This window comes from Pseudomonas sp. NY15435, from assembly GCF_048068295.1.
GTDB lineage: Bacteria > Pseudomonadota > Gammaproteobacteria > Pseudomonadales > Pseudomonadaceae > Pseudomonas.
Window position 1 is genome coordinate 840,536 of record NZ_JBLUQA010000001.1, and the last position, 15,959, is coordinate 856,494.

Genomic DNA, 15,959 nt, shown 5'->3' on the forward strand with positions numbered 1-15,959 from the left:
ACGGACAGCCCCCTCTCCCTTCAGGGAGAGGGCTGGGGAGAGGGTGGTGGGCCAAGTGACCGAGCCGACCGGAAACACCCTCTCCCCCCGCCCTCTCCCGCAAGCGGGAGAGGGAGCTTGTCCAGCGCCCCCTGAGGTCCCGTAAGGAGACCAGAAATGCTCAACATCATCCTCCCCATCCTGCTCTTCGCCGCCCTCGGCCTCGCCGTGCTGGGCGCCGTGAAGCGCTTCGCGATGTGGCGCCGTGGCCGGCCCGCCCAGGTTGACTGGATCGGCGGCCTGCTGAAGATGCCGCGTCGCTACCTGGTGGACCTGCACCATGTGGTCGAGCGCGACAAGTACATGTCGAAAACCCACGTGGCCACTGCCGGCGGCTTCGTGCTGGCCGCGCTGCTGGCCATCCTGGTGCACGGTTTCGGCCTGCACAGTCGCATTCTCGGCTTCGCCCTGCTGGCCGCCACTGCGCTGATGTTCTGCGGCGCGCTGTTCGTCGCCAAGCGCCGCCTCGACCCGCCGTCACGGCTGTCGAAAGGCCCGTGGATGCGCCTGCCGAAAAGCCTGCTGATGTTCTCGGCGAGCTTCTTCATCGCCACCCTGCCGGTGGCGGGCATCCTGCCGGAAGGTTTCGGCGGGTGGTTCCTCGCAGCCGTCCTCGCCATCGGCGTGGCCTGGGGCGTGTCCGAGCTGTTCTTCGGCATGACCTGGGGCGGCCCGATGAAGCACGCCTTCGCCGGTGCCCTGCACCTGGCCTGGCACCGTCGTTCGGAGCGCTTCGGTGGCGGCCGCTCCACCGGCCTCAAACCGCTGGACCTGCAGGACCCGATGGCGCCGCTGGGCGTCGAGAAGCCCACCGACTTCACCTGGAACCAGTTGCTCGGGTTCGACGCTTGCGTGCAGTGCGGCAAGTGCGAGGCCATGTGCCCGGCCTTCGCCGCCGGCCAGCCGCTGAACCCGAAGAAGCTCATCCAGGACATGGTCATCGGCCTCGCCGGTGGCAACGACGCCAACTTCGCCGGCTCCCCTTACCCATCCCTTGACGGCAGGGGTAAGCCATTGGGCGAACACAGTGGCGGCCCGCACCAGCCGATTGTCGCGCTGGACGGCAAGGCGCTGGTGGACGCTGAGACCCTCTGGTCCTGCACCACCTGCCGCGCCTGCGTCGAAGAGTGCCCGATGATGATCGAGCACGTCGACGCCATCGTCGACATGCGCCGCCATCTCACCCTGGAAAAGGGCGCGACCCCGAACAAGGGTGCCGAGGTGCTGGAAAACCTCATCGCCACCGACAACCCCGGCGGCTTCGCTCCCGGCGGGCGGCTGAACTGGGCGGCGGACCTGAACCTGCCGTTGCTGGCCGACAAGCCGCAGACCGATGTGCTGTTCTGGGTCGGCGACGGCGCCTTCGACATGCGCAACCAGCGCACTCTGCGGTCCTTCGTGAAGATCCTCAAGGCCGCCAACGTCGACTTCGCCGTGCTCGGCCTGGAAGAGCGCGACAGCGGCGACGTGGCCCGTCGCCTGGGTGACGAAGCCACCTTCCAGACCCTGGCCAAGCGCAACATCGCCACCCTGGCCAAGTACCGCTTCAAGCGCATCGTCAGCTGCGACCCGCACAGCTTCCATGTGCTGAAGAACGAGTACGGCGCGCTGGGCGGCAACTACCAGGTGCTGCACCACACGACCTTCATCGATGAACTGGTGCAGAAGGGCTCGCTGAATCTCGGCCAGAGCAAGGCCGGCAGCGTGACCTACCACGACCCGTGCTACCTCGGCCGCTACAACGGCGAGTACGAAGCGCCGCGCGCCGTGCTCAAGGCCATCGGTATCGAGGTCAAGGAAATGCAGCGTTCCGGCTTCCGCTCGCGTTGCTGCGGCGGTGGCGGCGGCGCGCCGATCACCGATATCCCCGGCAAGCAGCGGATTCCCGACATGCGCATGGCCGACATCAAGGAAACCGGCGCTGAGCTGGTGGCCGTCGGTTGCCCGCAATGCACCGCGATGCTCGAAGGCGTGGTCGCGCCGCGCCCGGAGATCAAGGACATCGCCGAACTGGTCGCCGAGGTCCTCATCGAGGCCACCGAGGTGCCGGCAAAAAAGCCCTCGCTGGCGCGCCGTGAAGAAACGGCGGAGGTGCACTGATGACTCTCCAGACTCGTACGCTGCACGAACCTGTAGGAGCGAGCTTGCTCGCGAACCGCCCCAACTTCGGTGCTGATCCGTTCGCGAGCAAGCTCGCTCCTACAATAAAGAACCGCCCTCTGGAGGCCCAGCCATGAGCGACATCATCCGCCGCGACCCGCGCGCCGAGTGGATCGCCCGCAACCGTCTGCACCCACTGCATGCGGCCGTGCAGTCGGCTCAGGGCGGCGAAACCCGCTGGATGGGTCCCAACGGCGTGCTGCGCAAGAACCCCCACGCCGTCGGTTTCATTGGCCCCAATGGCGTCAAACGAATCGATCGCTCCGGTGGTCAGCAGGGCACGGGCGGCAAGCGCAGCAGCGCGCCGGAAGTGGTGCAGCTGCCGCTGGTAACCCTCGAGCAACCGGCCTTCCTGATTGCCGTGGTGCCGGACATGGTCGGCGGCCGCCTTTCCAGCCACGACCGCGACCTGCTGGGCCTGGCTCGCAAGCTCGCCGGCAGCGACGGCGCGGTGCTGGCCGTGATCTTCGGCGAGCACAAGGAAAGCGCCTTCGATACCGCCGGCGTCGACCGTCTGCTGCAGATCGAGGGTAACGAATACGACGGCTATGCGCCGGAGCAACGCGTCCTGGCGCTGCGCTCGGCCAACAGCCAGTTTGCCCCGCGCCACTGGCTGCTGCCCGACAGCCGCAGCGGCGGCGGCGAACTCGGCCGCCGATTGGCCGCGAGCCTGGGCGAACGCCCGGCGACCCGCGTCTGGCAGGCCGAGGGCGAACGCTGCGTCGGCCGCGCGGGCGCCGGCCAGCAGGACCTGCACCGCGAGCTGCCACGCCTGATCCTGGCCGCCGCCGAATGCGCCGAGCCGGTCAGCGAAACCCGTCATGAAGCCCGCGCGGTGGCGTTGGACTCCAGCGTTGCGCGCAATATCCCGCGTATCGAAGACCTCGGCCCGGTGGCTGTGGACCCAGCGCAGATTCCCATGGCCGAAGCGGAATTCATCCTCTCCGGCGGCAATGGGGTGAAGGACTGGGACCTGTTCCACCGCGCCGCCATCGCCCTTGGCGCCACCGAAGGTGCTTCCCGTGTGGCGGTGGACGACGGCCACATGCCGCGCGCGCGCCAGGTCGGCGCCACCGGGACCTGGGTCACCGCGCGGGTCTATCTGGCGGTCGGCATTTCCGGGGCGATCCAGCACCTGCAGGGCATCGGCTCCTGCGACAAGGTGGTGGCGATCAACATGGACCCGGGCTGCGACATGATCAAACGCGCCGATCTCTCGGTGATCGGTGACTCCACGGCGATCCTCAAGGCGCTGATGGCCCTGGCCGACGCCCATCGCAATGGAGCGGCGCGCGATGCGGCCTGAATCCGGAATGCCCTTCGCAGGAGCGAGGGGGACGCCATCGTCATCGCTCGCGAACCTGCCAAGCCCAGAGATTCGCGAGCAAGCTCGCTCCTACACCGCTTCCGAGGTGTCTGATGAATGACCTGAACATCGTCGCCCTGGTTTCCATCGGCGCCCACCCGGCCTCCGGTCGTGCGCGCCGCGCCGACCAGGATGCCCGCGCGGTAGAGCTGGGCATGAGCCTCGCCGGCAAGCGCCTGCGCGTGGTACATGCCGGTGATGCCGCAGAGGAGGCGCTGCGCAGCTACCTCGGCATGGGCCTGGACGAACTGGCCGTGCTCGAGCAACCCGCTGGCGCCGATGCCCTGCCGGCGCTGGCGGCCTACCTGGGCGACAGCGATGCGCAACTGGTGCTCACCGGCACCCAGGCGGAAACCGGCGAAGGCTCCGGCATGTTGCCGTTCCTGCTGGCCGAGCGCCTGGGCTGGCCGCTGGTGGTCGGTCTGGCGGAAGTCGAGAAGGTGGATGGCGGAAGCGCCCAGGTATTGCAGGCACTGCCCCGTGGCCAGCGCCGCCGGCTGAAGGTGCGCCTGCCCTTCGTCGCCAGCGTCGATAACGCCGCGCCGGTAGCTCGCCAGAGCGCTTTCGGTCCGGCTCGCCGTGGCTATCTGGAGGCGCACGAAGTCGAGGTAGTGGAAGATCCGCTGCTCGCCGAGGGCAACCTGCAACCGGCGCGCCCGCGTCCCAAGCGCCTGAAGGTGATCAAGGCCAAGACCGGCGCCGAGCGTATGAAGGCGGCCACCGCCAAGGCTTCCGGCGGTACCGGGCAAGTGCTCAAGGACGTTACGCCGGAGGCGGGCGCGGAGGCGATCTTCAAGCTGCTGCGCGAGGAAGGTGTGATTCGCATCTGACGTTACAGCTTTGGTAGGAGCGAGCTTGCTCGCGAACAATCCCCTCAGCGGGGCAATTCGCGAGCAAGCTCGCTCCTACAAAATCTCTCCTTTGCTTCCGTGCGAGCGGACCTTGTCCGCGAATTTCCTGTCCAAATCGCGGTGGCAGCCGGAAATCGTTGAAATAGCACGAGAATTATCTCGTAAGCTATTGAATTGACAGCATACGGCTTGTCAGAAGATCGCCGTTTCCGCTGGCCCCGCCGCGCCCCTTTCTTTATCCTCCGCACCCTTTGAAAGGCTTTGCGGAGGCTCCCATGCTCGATTCCACCCTCGAACAACTTGAACAGCTGGTCGCCGAACTGCTGCAACAGAATGAAGTGCTGGTGCAGGACAACGCCGCTGTGCGTGAAGAGCTGCTCAAGGCCCGTGAGGAAAACGACACGCTGCAACTGTCGCTCATGGAGCAGGAAGAGAAGCACAACGCGACCGCCGCTCGCCTGCAGGCACTGATCCGCCGCGTCAGCGACAGCCGCGCCAGCGCATGAGTGGCGACGGCGTCCGCGTCCTGCGCATTCTCGGGCGCGAATACAGCGTCCGGGCGCCGGCCGGTGAAGAGCGCCGGCTGCAGGACGCGGCCGCGCTGTTGCAGGCGGAGATCAGCGCCAGCAAGAAGAAATTCCCCTACGTCACCAGCAATGAGCTGATGGTGCTCTCCGCGCTCAACCTCTGCGCCCGCCAACTCGGCGCGCCGGACGAGGAGGGCGACGAGGCGGACGCCGTGGAGCGTATCGCCGCCCTCAATCGGCGGATTCTCGATCACCTGCAACGGCAGGACTGACCGTCTCTTCGTAGGAGCGAGCTTGCTCGCGAACCGCTCTTGCACCGATATCACGGGGTGTGGGGCGTATCGCCGCCCTCAATCGGCGGATTCTCGATCACCTGCAACGGCAGGACTGACCGTCTCTTTGTAGGAGCGAGCTTGCTCGCGAACCGCTCTTGCACCGATATCACGGGGTGTGGGGCGTGTTCGCGAGCAAGCTCGCTCCTACAGGTCTGTGCCCTGCGGTACCGTTCTGAGTCGCTGCCGTCTTCGCCTGGAAATTTGTGCCTACGCTTCCCCTCCCTCAGGAGTGGGGCGCGCAGCCAGGGGGAGCGTGAGAGCCGACCCGTGGCGTAGGAGCGGACTTGCTCCGCGATGCTTTGCGCCAATCCCAAATCCCAGGCAAAAAAATAGGGACACCGGGGTAAGCGGTGTCCCTTCTAAAGGAGAGTGGGCCAAGAGGCCCCTCAACCGGTGAGACGTGGCGCTTCGGGCAGGCCCGCAGCGCCGGGTATAAAAGAAGGGATCGGGGGTAACCAATCCCTGAAAGGTGAGGGAGGAATACTCCCCCTCAACCGGTGAGACGTGCCCGGCTCGCGCCGGGCGGATGATCAGGCGCGCAGCGGAATCAGGCGCGGGGCGATCATGTTTTCCGGCAGCAGGATGTCGGCCAGGGTGGCTTCGTCCAGCAGCTTCTCCTCGCGAACCAGTTCCAGTACGCCGCGGCCGGTTTCCAGCGCGGTCTTGGCGATGCGAGTGGAGTTCTCGTAGCCGATGTACGGGTTCAGCGCGGTAACCAGGCCGATGCTGTGCTCCACCAACTGGTGGCAACGCTCGACGTTGGCGGTGATGCCGGTGATGCAATGCTCGCGCAGCATGTCCATGGCGCGCTGGAGCAGGCGGATCGAGTCGAAGATCTTGTAGGCGATCAGCGGTTCCATCACGTTCAGCTGCAGTTGGCCGCCTTCGGCCGCGATGGTCAGCGCCAGGTCGTTGCCCATGATTTCGAAGGCGCACATGTTCACCGCCTCCGGGATCACCGGGTTGACCTTGCCCGGCATGATCGAGCTGCCCGGCTGGCGCGGCGGCAGGTTGATCTCGTTGATGCCGGTGCGCGGGCCGCTGGACAGCAGGCGCAGGTCGTTGCAGATCTTCGACAGCTTGACCGCGGTGCGCTTGAGCATGCCGGAGAACAGCACGAAGGCGCCCATGTCGGAGGTGGCTTCGATCAGGTCGGCAGCCGGGACGACCGGGTGGCCGCTGATTTCAGCCAGGCGCTCGACGGCGAGCTTCTGGTAGCCGGGGTCGGCGTTGATGCCGGTGCCGATCGCGGTGCCGCCGAGGTTCACTTCGGTCAGCAGTTCCGGCGCCAGGCGACGCAGGCGGTCGAGGTCTTCGCCCAGGGTGGTGGCGAAGGCATGGAATTCCTGGCCGAGGGTCATCGGCACCGCGTCCTGCAGCTGGGTACGGCCCATCTTCAGTACGCCGGCGAACTCGACGCCCTTGGCGGCGAAGGCCTGGATCAGGCTGTCGAGGCTGGCCAGCAGGGTGTCGTGGCCGAGCAGCAGGCCCAGGCGGATGGCGGTCGGGTAGGCGTCGTTGGTCGACTGCGCCATGTTCACGTCGTTGTTCGGGTGCAGGTACTTGTACTCACCCTTGGTGTGGCCCATGGCTTCCAGCGCGATGTTCGCGATCACTTCGTTCGCGTTCATGTTGGTGGAAGTACCGGCGCCACCCTGGATCATGTCCACCACGAACTGGTCGTGGAAGTCACCGCGGATCAGACGGGCACAGGCTTCGCTGATGGCAGCGTGCTTCTCGTTCGACAGGTGGCCAAGTTGGTGGTTGGCATCGGCTGCCGCTTGTTTGACCATCGCCAGGCCTACGACCAGCTTCGGGTAGTGCGACAGCGGCACGCCCGAGAGGCGGAAGTTGTTCACAGCGCGCAGGGTCTGGATGCCGAAGTAGGCGTCAGAAGGTACTTCGAGGGTGCCGAGGAGGTCTTTCTCGATGCGGAACGATGCAACAGGGGACATGACGGGGATTGTCTCAGGGAAACACGGCCAGTGCCGCGATGCCCGGTAGACTAGGGTTTTCGCCTTTCGTCGGCCAATGCTGTTAAAGGCTGCCTCATGCACGAACGGCATAATGTACCCTGTGACGAATTGATGACGGCGAGCGTGTGACTGTGCTACGCGCGCCCGGCTCCTGACCAATCGATCAACGTGTGAATGCGTTGGAGTTGACGTGAACCTCGAGACCAAATGGCTGGAAGACTTCAGCACCCTGGCCACCACCCGCAGTTTTTCCCAGGCCGCTGAAAAGCGTTTCGTTACCCAGCCGGCCTTCAGCCGGCGCATCCGCAGCCTGGAGGATGCCCTCGGCCTGACCCTGGTGAACCGCCAGCGCACGCCCATCGAACTGACCGAAGCGGGGCAACTGTTCCTCGTCACCGCCCGCGCAGTCGTCGAGCAACTTGGCCAGGTGGTGCGCCACCTGCACCACCTGGAAGGCGGGCAGGGCGAGGTGCTGCAGTTCGCCGCCGCGCACTCCCTGGCGCTGGGTTTCTTCCCGGCCTGGATCTCGCGGCTGCGCTCCGAGGGCTTGAACATCGCCAGCCGCCTGGTGGCGACCAACGTCGGCGAGGCGGTACACCTGCTGCGCGAAGGCGGCTGCGACCTGATGATGGCCTTCTATGACCCGGACGCCGCGTTGCAGATGGACCCGGAAGTCTTCCCCTCGCTGCACCTGGGGCGCACCGAGATGCTGCCGGTGTGCGCGGTGAACTCCGCCGGCGTGCCGCTCTACGATCTGGACAGCGGCCAGAGTGTGCCGCTGCTGGCCTACAGTGCCGGCGCCTTCCTCGGTCGCGGGGTCAACCTGCTGCTGCGCCAGCGCAACCTGCGCTACACCACCGTCTATGAAACGGCGATGGCCGACAGCCTGAAGAGCATGGCGCTGCAGGGCATGGGCGTGGCCTGGGTGCCGCGCCTGAGCATGGAGTCGGAGCTGGCGCGCGGCGAGCTGGCCCTGTGCGGCGGCCCGCACTGGATCGTCCCGCAGGAAATCCGCCTGTACCGCTGCGCGCTGGTGCGCAAGGCGCAGATTCGCCTGCTCTGGCGCAAGCTTGAAGGTGGTCTGGGGCTGGACGAAACGCCATGACGGCGAGGCGGACGATCGGGGCTGTTCCGTTTATTTGATAAGCATTATCATTTGCGGCTTTCCAGGGTCTTCCCCTCGCGCCGGCTTCGGTGCGGACCGCTGGCGAGCACGCACCTCCGATGTCTCATTCCGACCGCCCGGCCGAGCCCTGCGCGGCGGACGCCCCGGCGTCCGCCGAATCGCTGCCGCGCGAGGATTTCCTCCGGGTATTCCTCTCCCAGCGTTCGCGTATGGAAGCCCTGGTGCGGCGCCGTGTCGGCTGCCGCGCCACGGCGGCGGACCTGGTGCAGGACTTGTTCCTGCGCTTCTGGAAGCGTCCGCAGGCCCCGGTGGAAGAGCTCGGCAGCTACCTGCTGCGTAGCGCGCGCAATCTCGCCATCGATCACCTGCGTGGTGAAGATTCACGCGGCCGCACGCTGAGCGCGCTGCTGCCCGATGATGATGACGCCCAGCCCTCGCCGGAACAGGCAGTAGAGGCGGGCGCCGAGCTGGACCTTATAGAAGACGCGTTGCGGCAATTGCCCGCGCGCACCCGCCACATCTTCCTGCTCAGTCGCGTACACGGCCGCACTTACGCTGAGATCGCCACCGCCATGGGGCTTTCCCAGAGCGCGGTGGAAAAACATATGATGCGCGCCCTCGATGCCTGCAAGGCGAGTCTTGAACTTGCCGCGCCGACCCATCGCCGTGGAGCCGCCGACCGATGAAATCCGAAATCGCCACCTCTGCCGAGGAAGCCCTGCGCCAGGCGCGCCAGTGGCTGCTACGTCTGAACGACGCCGGTGGTGAAGCGTGGCTGGGCGCTTTCCAGGCTTGGCTGGCGGCCGATCCCAAGCACGCCCGTGCCTATGCCGAGGTCGATGCCTTGTGGCAGGCCAGCGCCGAGCCGGCGAAGCGGCTGGCGGCGGAAGAGGGCGATGCGCTGCACGCCTACCTGACTGCGTTGCACCGGCCCGTCCCACGCCGTGTGCAACGCAACCACCGACGCTGGGCCTACCCCCTGGCTAGCGCCGCCTGCCTGCTGCTGATGCTCTGGGCCGGCGGCTGGTGGAAGCCGGGTAACTGGCTGACGGACCTTTCCGCCGATTACGTCAGCGCGCCGGGCGAAGTGCGCGAGATCACCCTGGACGACGGCTCGCGCCTGACCCTGGATGCGGACAGCGCCGTCGCCGTCTCCCTGGACGGCGAACAACGCCGCGTCGAGCTGCTGCGCGGCGCCGCTTCGTTTGCCGTGAAGCATCTGCCCAAGCCCTTCGTGGTGCGCGCCGGCGAGGGCGAAGCGCGAGTGCTGGGGACTGAGTTCGAAGTGCGTCGCCTGGGCGAGAAGACCCGTGTCACGGTCGCCGAAGGCCGTGTGTCGGTGCGCGGCAGCCATGCGGTCGGCGTGCCGGAAGTGGTGCTGGGCGCGGGCGAACGCGTCAGCATCGATGGCACGAAACTGGGCAACGCACAGCCCGCCGACGCCCAGGCCGCACTGGCCTGGCGCCAGGGTTGGCTGACTTTCTATCGCGCGCCGCTGGGCGAGGTGCTGGAGCGCCTGGGCACCTACTACCCGGGGCGCATCGTGCTGCTCGACCAGGAGCTGGCGCTGCGCCGGGTCAGCGGCAGTTTCCGCAGCGCTGAACCGCAGGCTGCGCTGGATTCGCTGCAGGCGGTGGTGGGCTTCCACCAGCAGCCGTTGCTCGGACGCTTCGTACTGATTCGCTGAGCGCGAAAATATTTTCGAAAAAGGGGTGAGGTACCGAGGCGGCTGCTCCGTGTAGTGGTCATGAATGCGATTTATTCGCATGTGGAATCGACCTTTCGAGCAAGTGAGCCCCCGATGACCCCGCTGCGCCGCGCTGTCCCCGAACTGCCCCTGAAACCGCTCGCTGCCTTCCTGCTCGGCACCGCCCTGGCTGTCGCGCAGGCTCCGGTCGCATTGGCCGAAGATGCTGCCGCCAGTTCCGCCCTGCAGGCGCGCTTCGGATTCGCCATCGCCGCCCAGCCGCTGCCCCAGGCGCTCAGTGAGTTCAGCCGGGTGACTGGCCTGAGCGTGGTCTATACCGACGAGGCGCCCTACGACCTCAAGGCTCCGGCGATTTCCGGCCAGCTCAGTGCCAACGATGCGCTGAACCGCCTGCTCGCCGGTTCAGGCTACCGCTTCCGCGCCCTCGATGGCCGCACTCTGACCCTGGAGCGCGTGCCGGCCGATACCCTGAGCCTCACCGACACCACCGTCACCGGCCAGGCCGCGTCCACCAGCTACCAGCCGGCGCCGGTGGCCTCCATCGGCCGCACTGACACGCCGGTGCTGGAAACCCCGCAGAGCATCGTCACCGTGCCGGCCCAGGCGCTGCGCGACCAGAAGCCACGCAACCTCGACGACGCGCTGGGCAACATCAGTGGTGTGACCCAGGCCAATACCCTCGGTGGCACCCAGGACGCGGTGATGAAGCGTGGCTTCGGTGACAATCGCGACGGTTCGATCATGCGCGATGGGCTGCCCTCGGTGCTGGGCCGCAACCTCACCGCCACTGCCGATCACGTCGAAGTGCTCAAGGGGCCGGCTTCACTGCTCTACGGCATCCAGGACCCGGGTGGCGTGGTCAACGTGGTGAGCAAGAAACCACAGTTGCAGCAGTACAACGCCGTCACCCTGCGTGGCTCGACCTACGCCCATGGCAAGCAAGGCAGCGGCGCGCAGATCGACACCACCGGCGCGCTGGGCGAGAGCAACCTGGCCTACCGGCTGATCGTCGATCACCAGGACGAGAACTACTGGCGCAACTTCGGCCAGCAACGCGAGACCCTGGTCGCGCCTTCGCTGGCCTGGTTCGGCGAGGACACCACGGTCAACCTCAGCTACGAACATCGCGAGTTCAAGACGCCGTTCGACCGTGGCACCGCCATCGACCCGCGCACCAACAAGCCGCTGGATATTCCGCGCACGCGCCGTCTGGACGAGCCATTCAACATCACCGAAGGCCGCTCCGACCTGACCCGACTGGACGTCGAGCACCGCATCGACGATGCCTGGAAAGCGCACTTCGCCTACGGCTGGACCCGCGAGACCTACGACGATAACCAGGCACGGGTGACCAAGGTCAACAGCAACGGCACCGTTACCCGCCGTGTCGACGGCACCCACGGCGCGGTGAGTAGCGACAGCTTCGCCACCGCCGGGCTGAACGGTGACCTGCAGCTGGGCGGTTTTCGCCATGAAGTGACCTTCGGCATCGACGGCGAGAAGCGCAAGATCTACCGCGCCGACCTGATCCGCGACACCAAGAACACCACCTTCAACTACCTCGATCCGGTCTACGGGCAGATTTCTCCCGCCACCAGCGTCAGCGCCAACGACAGCGACCAGACCGACAAGCTGCGCAGCGATTCGCTGTTCCTGCAGGATTCCTGGCACCTGGACGAGCACTGGATTCTGGTGGCCGGCGGGCGCTACCAGATGTATGACCAGTACGCCGGGCGCGGCCGGCCGTTCAAGGCCAACACCGACATCAGCGGACAGAAGTGGGTGCCGCGCGCGGGCGTGATCTACAAGATCAACGACGAGATGTCGCTGTATGGCAGCTACACCCAGTCATTCAAGCCCAACTCCACCATCGCGCCGTTGTCCACCGGCGAGGTGATCGACTCGGCGATCCAGCCGGAAGAGGCGACCTCCTGGGAGATCGGCGGCAAGCTCGACATCCCCGGTCGCGTCACTGCGAACCTGGCGTTCTTCGATATCCGCAAGCGCAACGTGATGGTCACCCAACTCGACGCCAACGGCGACAGCCGCGTCAGCACCGCCGGCAAGGTGCGCTCCTATGGCGCGGAACTGGATGTCACCGGCCAAGTGAGCGAGAACTGGAGCCTGATCGGCAGCTACGCCTGGCTGGATGCCGAGGTGACCGAAGACCCGGAGCTCGAAGGCAACCGCCTGCAGAACGTGGCCAAGGAAACTGCCTCGCTGGCAGCGGTGTATGACGCAGGCTCGATCTTCGGCGGCGACAACCTGCGCCTGGGCGGCGGCCCGCGCTACGTCGGCAAGCGCGCGGGCGACCCGGCCAACTCCTTCGAGCTGCCGTCCTATACCGTCACCGATGCCTTTGCCAGCTATGACATCCAGCTGGGCGGGCACAACGTCGGCTTCCAGTTCAACGTGAAGAACCTGTTCGACCGCGCCTACTACCCGTCGGCGGCGAACAACCTCTACGTCGCCGTTGGCGAGCCGCGGCAGTTCGAGATTTCCACGACAGTGGAGTTCTGAGGCAGGAGTGCTCGTTCGCCTGGCAAATACGCCGAGCCGCTGTTGCTCTTCGTAGGAGCGAGCTTGCTCGCGAACCCTGTGGCAGTGGCGTTACCTTGCAGAAGTGCCGCACGCTTGGTTGTGGACATTGCCTGTTTCCAACGGGATGTATTGATGCAAGGGCCGCCCCTCACCCCAGCCCTCTCCCTGCGGGAGAGGGCGTAGGTCTTGCCAGTTGACGCTGAGGTTTCAGCCGACACCCTAACCCTCTCCCGCAGTCGGGAGAGGGTTAGGGCGAGGGGCTTTTGATCTTCAGCGTGCTCCCGGGAATCCGGTTCGCGAGCAAGCTCGCTCCTACAGGAAAAGAGTCTGGAGATGGGCTACATCTCGACGACGATCCGCCCTTCGATCTGCCCGGCGCGCATGCGGTCGAGGATGGCGTTGATGTCATCCAGCTTGCCGGCGGCGACGGTGGCCTTCACCAGGCCCTCGCCGGCGAAGTCCAGGGCTTCCTGCAGGTCCGCGCGAGTGCCGACGATGGAGCCGGTGATGTGCAGGCCCTTGAGCACCACATCGAAGATCGGCGTGGGGAAATCGCCCGGTGGCAGGCCGACCAGCGACACCGTGCCGCCACGGCGGGCCATGCCGATGCCTTGGCCAAAGGCGCTGTTGGATACGGCGGTGACGACCACGCCGTGGGCGCCGCCGATATCGCGCTGCACCACTTCGACCGGGTCTTCCTTCTTCGCATTGACGGTCAGGCTGGCGCCGAGCTTGCGCGCCAGTTCCAGCTTCGCGTCGTCGACATCCACGGCCACCACATGAAGGCCCATGGCCTTGGCGTACTGCACGGCGACGTGACCCAGGCCACCGATGCCGGAGATCGCCACCCATTGGCCAGGACGTGCCTCGGTTTCCTTCAGTGCCTTGTAGACGGTGACGCCTGCGCAAAGAATCGGCGCAATCTCGGTAAAGCCGACATTCTTCGGCAGGATGCCGACATAGTTCGGGTCCGCCAGCACGTACTCGGCGTAGCCGCCGTTCACCGAGTAGCCGGTGTTCTGCTGGCTCTCGCAGAGGGTTTCCCAGCCGGTCAGGCAGTGCTCGCAGCAGCCGCAGGCAGTGTACAGCCAGGGCACGCCGACGCGGTCGCCTTCCTTCACGCGGGTCACGCCGGCACCGACGGCAGCGACGAAGCCGACGCCTTCATGGCCGGGAATGAACGGCAGGCTCGGCTTCACCGGCCAGTCGCCTTCGGCAGCGTGCAGGTCGGTGTGGCAGACGCCGGAGGCCTCGATCTTCACCAGTATCTGCCCGGGGCCGGGCAGCGGGACTTTGACTTCCTCGATCCGCAGTGGCTCGCCAAAGGCGTGGACGACAGCGGCTTTCATGGTCGTGGGCAGGGTCGTGGACATTGCGCTCGCTCCTTGAAGGGTGAGGGACCTGCCCCGTCCGGGCAGGTTCGTGTCAGACGAGTCTGAGCCTCTGAGCCTAGGCCATCTTGAGCTGCGGCAAGCTTTTCCCTTGTCTCTTGCGAAAGGTCTCGCGCCGTGCCGCTTGAGGTCGCCGTGGGCCTTGTCGCTGCCGGAATGACGAAATCGGGACCAACGGTCATGCCCAGTGCACTCCGGCGTGCCCTTTGCGGTATACTGCGCCGCCTTCAAGCCGGCACTGCCCGCCGGTTTGGCCACGTACAAGCCACGCCCTCACGGAGTCGTGGCTTGTTGGTTTCTGACGCGCCCAAGAGCGCACTTGAGAGAGGCACGACGATGAGCGCACTGGTTGGCGTGATCATGGGTTCGAAATCCGACTGGAGCACCCTGAGCCACACCGCAGACATGCTGGACAAGCTCGGCATTCCGTATGAAGTGAAGGTGGTTTCCGCCCACCGTACTCCGGACCTGCTGTTCCAGTACGCCGAAGAAGCCGATGGCCGCGGCATCGAAGTGATCATCGCCGGCGCCGGCGGTGCCGCCCACCTGCCGGGCATGTGCGCTGCCAAGACCCACCTGCCGGTTCTCGGCGTGCCGGTGCAGTCCTCCATGCTCTCGGGCGTCGATTCGCTGCTGTCCATCGTGCAGATGCCTGCGGGCGTCCCGGTCGCCACCCTGGCCATCGGCAAGGCCGGTGCCATCAACGCAGCCCTGCTGTCCGCCAGTATCCTGGGCGCCAAGTACCCCAAATACCACGATGCGCTGAAGCAGTTCCGCGCCACCCAGACCGAGACGGTGCTGGACAATCCCGACCCGCGCGAGGCCTGAGCAGAACCATGAAGATCGGTGTCATCGGTGGCGGCCAGCTGGGCCGCATGCTGTCCCTGGCGGGCACTCCGCTGGGCATGAACTTCGCCTTCCTCGACCCGGCGCCGGACGCCTGCGCGCAGTCCCTGGGCGAGCACATCCGCGCCGACTACAGCGACCAGGACCACCTGCGCCAGCTGGCCGATGAAGTCGACGTGGTGACCTTCGAGTTCGAGAGCGTGCCGGCCGAAACCGTGGCCTTCCTCTCGCAGTTCGTGCCGGTCTATCCGAACGCCGAGTCGCTGCGCATTGCCCGCGATCGCTGGTTCGAGAAGTCCATGTTCAAGGACCTGGGGATTCCGACCCCGTCCTTCGCCGACGTGCAATCCCAGGCCGACCTCGACGCCGCGGTGGCCAGCATCGGCCTGCCGGCGGTGATGAAGACCCGCACCCTGGGCTACGACGGCAAGGGCCAGAAAGTCCTGCGCAAGGCCGAGGACGTCACTGGCGCCTTTGCCGAACTGGGCAGCGTGCCGTGCATCCTCGAAGGCTTCGTGCCCTTCACCGGCGAAGTCTCGCTGGTGGCGGTACGCGCCCGCGATGGCGAGACCCGTTTCTACCCGCTGGTGCACAACACCCACGAGAACGGCATCCTGCGCCTGTCCGTGGCGAGCACCGACCACCCTCTGCAGGCACTGGCCGAAGACTACGTCGGCCGGGTGCTGGACAAGCTGCAGTACGTGGGCGTGATGGCGTTCGAGTTCTTCGAGGTCGACGGCGGCCTGAAGGCCAACGAGATCGCCCCGCGTGTGCACAACTCCGGCCACTGGACCATCGAAGGTTCCGAGTGCAGCCAGTTCGAGAACCACGTGCGGGCCATCGCCGGCCTGCCGCTGGGCTCGACCGCGAAAGTGGGCGAAAGCGCCATGCTCAACTTCATCGGCGAAGTGCCGCCGGTGGCCGACGTGCTGAACATCGCCGACTGCCACCTGCACCACTACGGCAAGGCCTTCAAGGCCGGGCGCAAGGTTGGCCACGCCACCCTGCGCAGCGCCGACCTGCCGACCCTGAAAGCGCGCATTGCCGAGGTCGAGGCGCTGATCGCCAAGGGCTGACCGTTACGCTGCTCCGA

The 15,959-nt window shown here is 66.3% G+C and carries 13 protein-coding genes; 11 read left to right on the forward strand and 2 right to left on the reverse strand.

Annotated features, from left to right (window positions below):
• The first annotated feature begins 156 nt into the window (after positions 1–156).
• From dgcB to ACNFH5_RS03945, 5 genes are all read left to right on the forward strand, one after another.
• Entirely contained in the window at positions 157–2,139 is a 1,983-nt protein-coding gene (dgcB, locus tag ACNFH5_RS03925; protein ID WP_416744323.1) for a dimethylglycine demethylation protein DgcB, read from the forward strand.
• A gap of 133 nt (positions 2,140–2,272) precedes the next feature.
• Entirely contained in the window at positions 2,273–3,505 is a 1,233-nt protein-coding gene (locus tag ACNFH5_RS03930) for an electron transfer flavoprotein subunit alpha/FixB family protein (protein ID WP_416744325.1), read from the forward strand.
• Between the two features lie 113 nt (positions 3,506–3,618).
• Positions 3,619–4,395, forward strand: coding sequence for an electron transfer flavoprotein subunit beta (locus ACNFH5_RS03935; protein ID WP_416744327.1), 777 nt, complete (start codon positions 3,619–3,621; stop codon positions 4,393–4,395).
• A gap of 296 nt (positions 4,396–4,691) precedes the next feature.
• Entirely contained in the window at positions 4,692–4,922 is a 231-nt protein-coding gene (locus tag ACNFH5_RS03940) for a hypothetical protein (protein WP_416744329.1), read from the forward strand.
• Positions 4,919–5,215 (forward strand): cell division protein ZapA, encoded by a 297-nt coding sequence (locus ACNFH5_RS03945; RefSeq protein WP_416744331.1) that lies wholly within the window; start codon positions 4,919–4,921, stop codon positions 5,213–5,215. Before ACNFH5_RS03940 ends, ACNFH5_RS03945 begins: the two co-directional genes overlap by 4 nt.
• A gap of 593 nt (positions 5,216–5,808) precedes the next feature.
• Here ACNFH5_RS03945 and ACNFH5_RS03950 read toward each other — a convergent pair.
• A complete protein-coding gene (locus ACNFH5_RS03950) occupies positions 5,809–7,233 on the reverse strand; it encodes an aspartate ammonia-lyase (RefSeq protein ID WP_045214106.1) in 1,425 nt (474 codons plus the stop codon).
• Positions 7,234–7,444: 211 nt separating this feature from the next.
• Between ACNFH5_RS03950 and ACNFH5_RS03955 the strand changes: the two genes are divergently transcribed.
• The 4 genes from ACNFH5_RS03955 (at position 7,445) to ACNFH5_RS03970 (ending at position 12,608) form a co-directional block, all read left to right on the forward strand.
• Positions 7,445–8,359, forward strand: coding sequence for a LysR substrate-binding domain-containing protein (locus tag ACNFH5_RS03955; protein WP_045214108.1), 915 nt, complete (start codon positions 7,445–7,447; stop codon positions 8,357–8,359).
• 119 nt (positions 8,360–8,478) lie between these two features.
• Complete coding sequence (locus tag ACNFH5_RS03960) at positions 8,479–9,066, forward strand: RNA polymerase sigma factor (protein WP_416744334.1); 588 nt, start codon at positions 8,479–8,481, stop codon at positions 9,064–9,066.
• The gene (locus ACNFH5_RS03965; RefSeq protein WP_416744336.1) at positions 9,063–10,067 is read left to right on the forward strand and encodes a FecR family protein; all 1,005 of its coding nucleotides are present in this window, start codon (positions 9,063–9,065) and stop codon (positions 10,065–10,067) included. Before ACNFH5_RS03960 ends, ACNFH5_RS03965 begins: the two co-directional genes overlap by 4 nt.
• A 150-nt stretch (positions 10,068–10,217) precedes the next feature.
• A complete protein-coding gene (locus tag ACNFH5_RS03970) occupies positions 10,218–12,608 on the forward strand; it encodes a TonB-dependent siderophore receptor (protein WP_416744398.1) in 2,391 nt (796 codons plus the stop codon).
• Between the two features lie 359 nt (positions 12,609–12,967).
• Here the strand turns inward: ACNFH5_RS03970 and adhP are convergent, their stop codons facing one another.
• Positions 12,968–14,002: an alcohol dehydrogenase AdhP gene (gene adhP, locus ACNFH5_RS03975; RefSeq protein WP_038803792.1), complete on the reverse strand. Its 1,035-nt coding sequence runs from the start codon at positions 14,000–14,002 to the stop codon at positions 12,968–12,970.
• A 354-nt stretch (positions 14,003–14,356) separates the two neighbouring features.
• Here adhP and purE point away from each other — a divergent pair, with 354 nt between their 5' ends.
• Positions 14,357–14,848, forward strand: coding sequence for a 5-(carboxyamino)imidazole ribonucleotide mutase (gene purE, locus ACNFH5_RS03980; RefSeq protein ID WP_416744338.1), 492 nt, complete (start codon positions 14,357–14,359; stop codon positions 14,846–14,848).
• A gap of 8 nt (positions 14,849–14,856) precedes the next feature.
• Positions 14,857–15,942, forward strand: coding sequence for a 5-(carboxyamino)imidazole ribonucleotide synthase (locus tag ACNFH5_RS03985; RefSeq protein ID WP_416744340.1), 1,086 nt, complete (start codon positions 14,857–14,859; stop codon positions 15,940–15,942).
• Positions 15,943–15,959: the final 17 nt, after the last annotated feature.

What these genes read in the sequence shown, in the direction of transcription:
- dgcB (WP_416744323.1), top strand. Translation starts at nt 157, where the DNA reads ATGCTCAACATCATCCTCCCCATCCTGCTCTTCGCCGCCCTCGGCCTC.
- ACNFH5_RS03930 (WP_416744325.1), top strand. Translation starts at nt 2,273, where the DNA reads ATGAGCGACATCATCCGCCGCGACCCGCGCGCCGAGTGGATCGCCCGC.
- ACNFH5_RS03935 (WP_416744327.1), top strand. Translation starts at nt 3,619, where the DNA reads ATGAATGACCTGAACATCGTCGCCCTGGTTTCCATCGGCGCCCACCCG.
- ACNFH5_RS03940 (WP_416744329.1), top strand. Translation starts at nt 4,692, where the DNA reads ATGCTCGATTCCACCCTCGAACAACTTGAACAGCTGGTCGCCGAACTG.
- ACNFH5_RS03945 (WP_416744331.1), top strand. Translation starts at nt 4,919, where the DNA reads ATGAGTGGCGACGGCGTCCGCGTCCTGCGCATTCTCGGGCGCGAATAC.
- ACNFH5_RS03950 (WP_045214106.1), bottom strand. Translation starts at nt 7,233, where the DNA reads ATGTCCCCTGTTGCATCGTTCCGCATCGAGAAAGACCTCCTCGGCACC.
- ACNFH5_RS03960 (WP_416744334.1), top strand. Translation starts at nt 8,479, where the DNA reads ATGTCTCATTCCGACCGCCCGGCCGAGCCCTGCGCGGCGGACGCCCCG.
- ACNFH5_RS03965 (WP_416744336.1), top strand. Translation starts at nt 9,063, where the DNA reads ATGAAATCCGAAATCGCCACCTCTGCCGAGGAAGCCCTGCGCCAGGCG.
- adhP (WP_038803792.1), bottom strand. Translation starts at nt 14,002, where the DNA reads ATGTCCACGACCCTGCCCACGACCATGAAAGCCGCTGTCGTCCACGCC.
- purE (WP_416744338.1), top strand. Translation starts at nt 14,357, where the DNA reads ATGAGCGCACTGGTTGGCGTGATCATGGGTTCGAAATCCGACTGGAGC.
- ACNFH5_RS03985 (WP_416744340.1), top strand. Translation starts at nt 14,857, where the DNA reads ATGAAGATCGGTGTCATCGGTGGCGGCCAGCTGGGCCGCATGCTGTCC.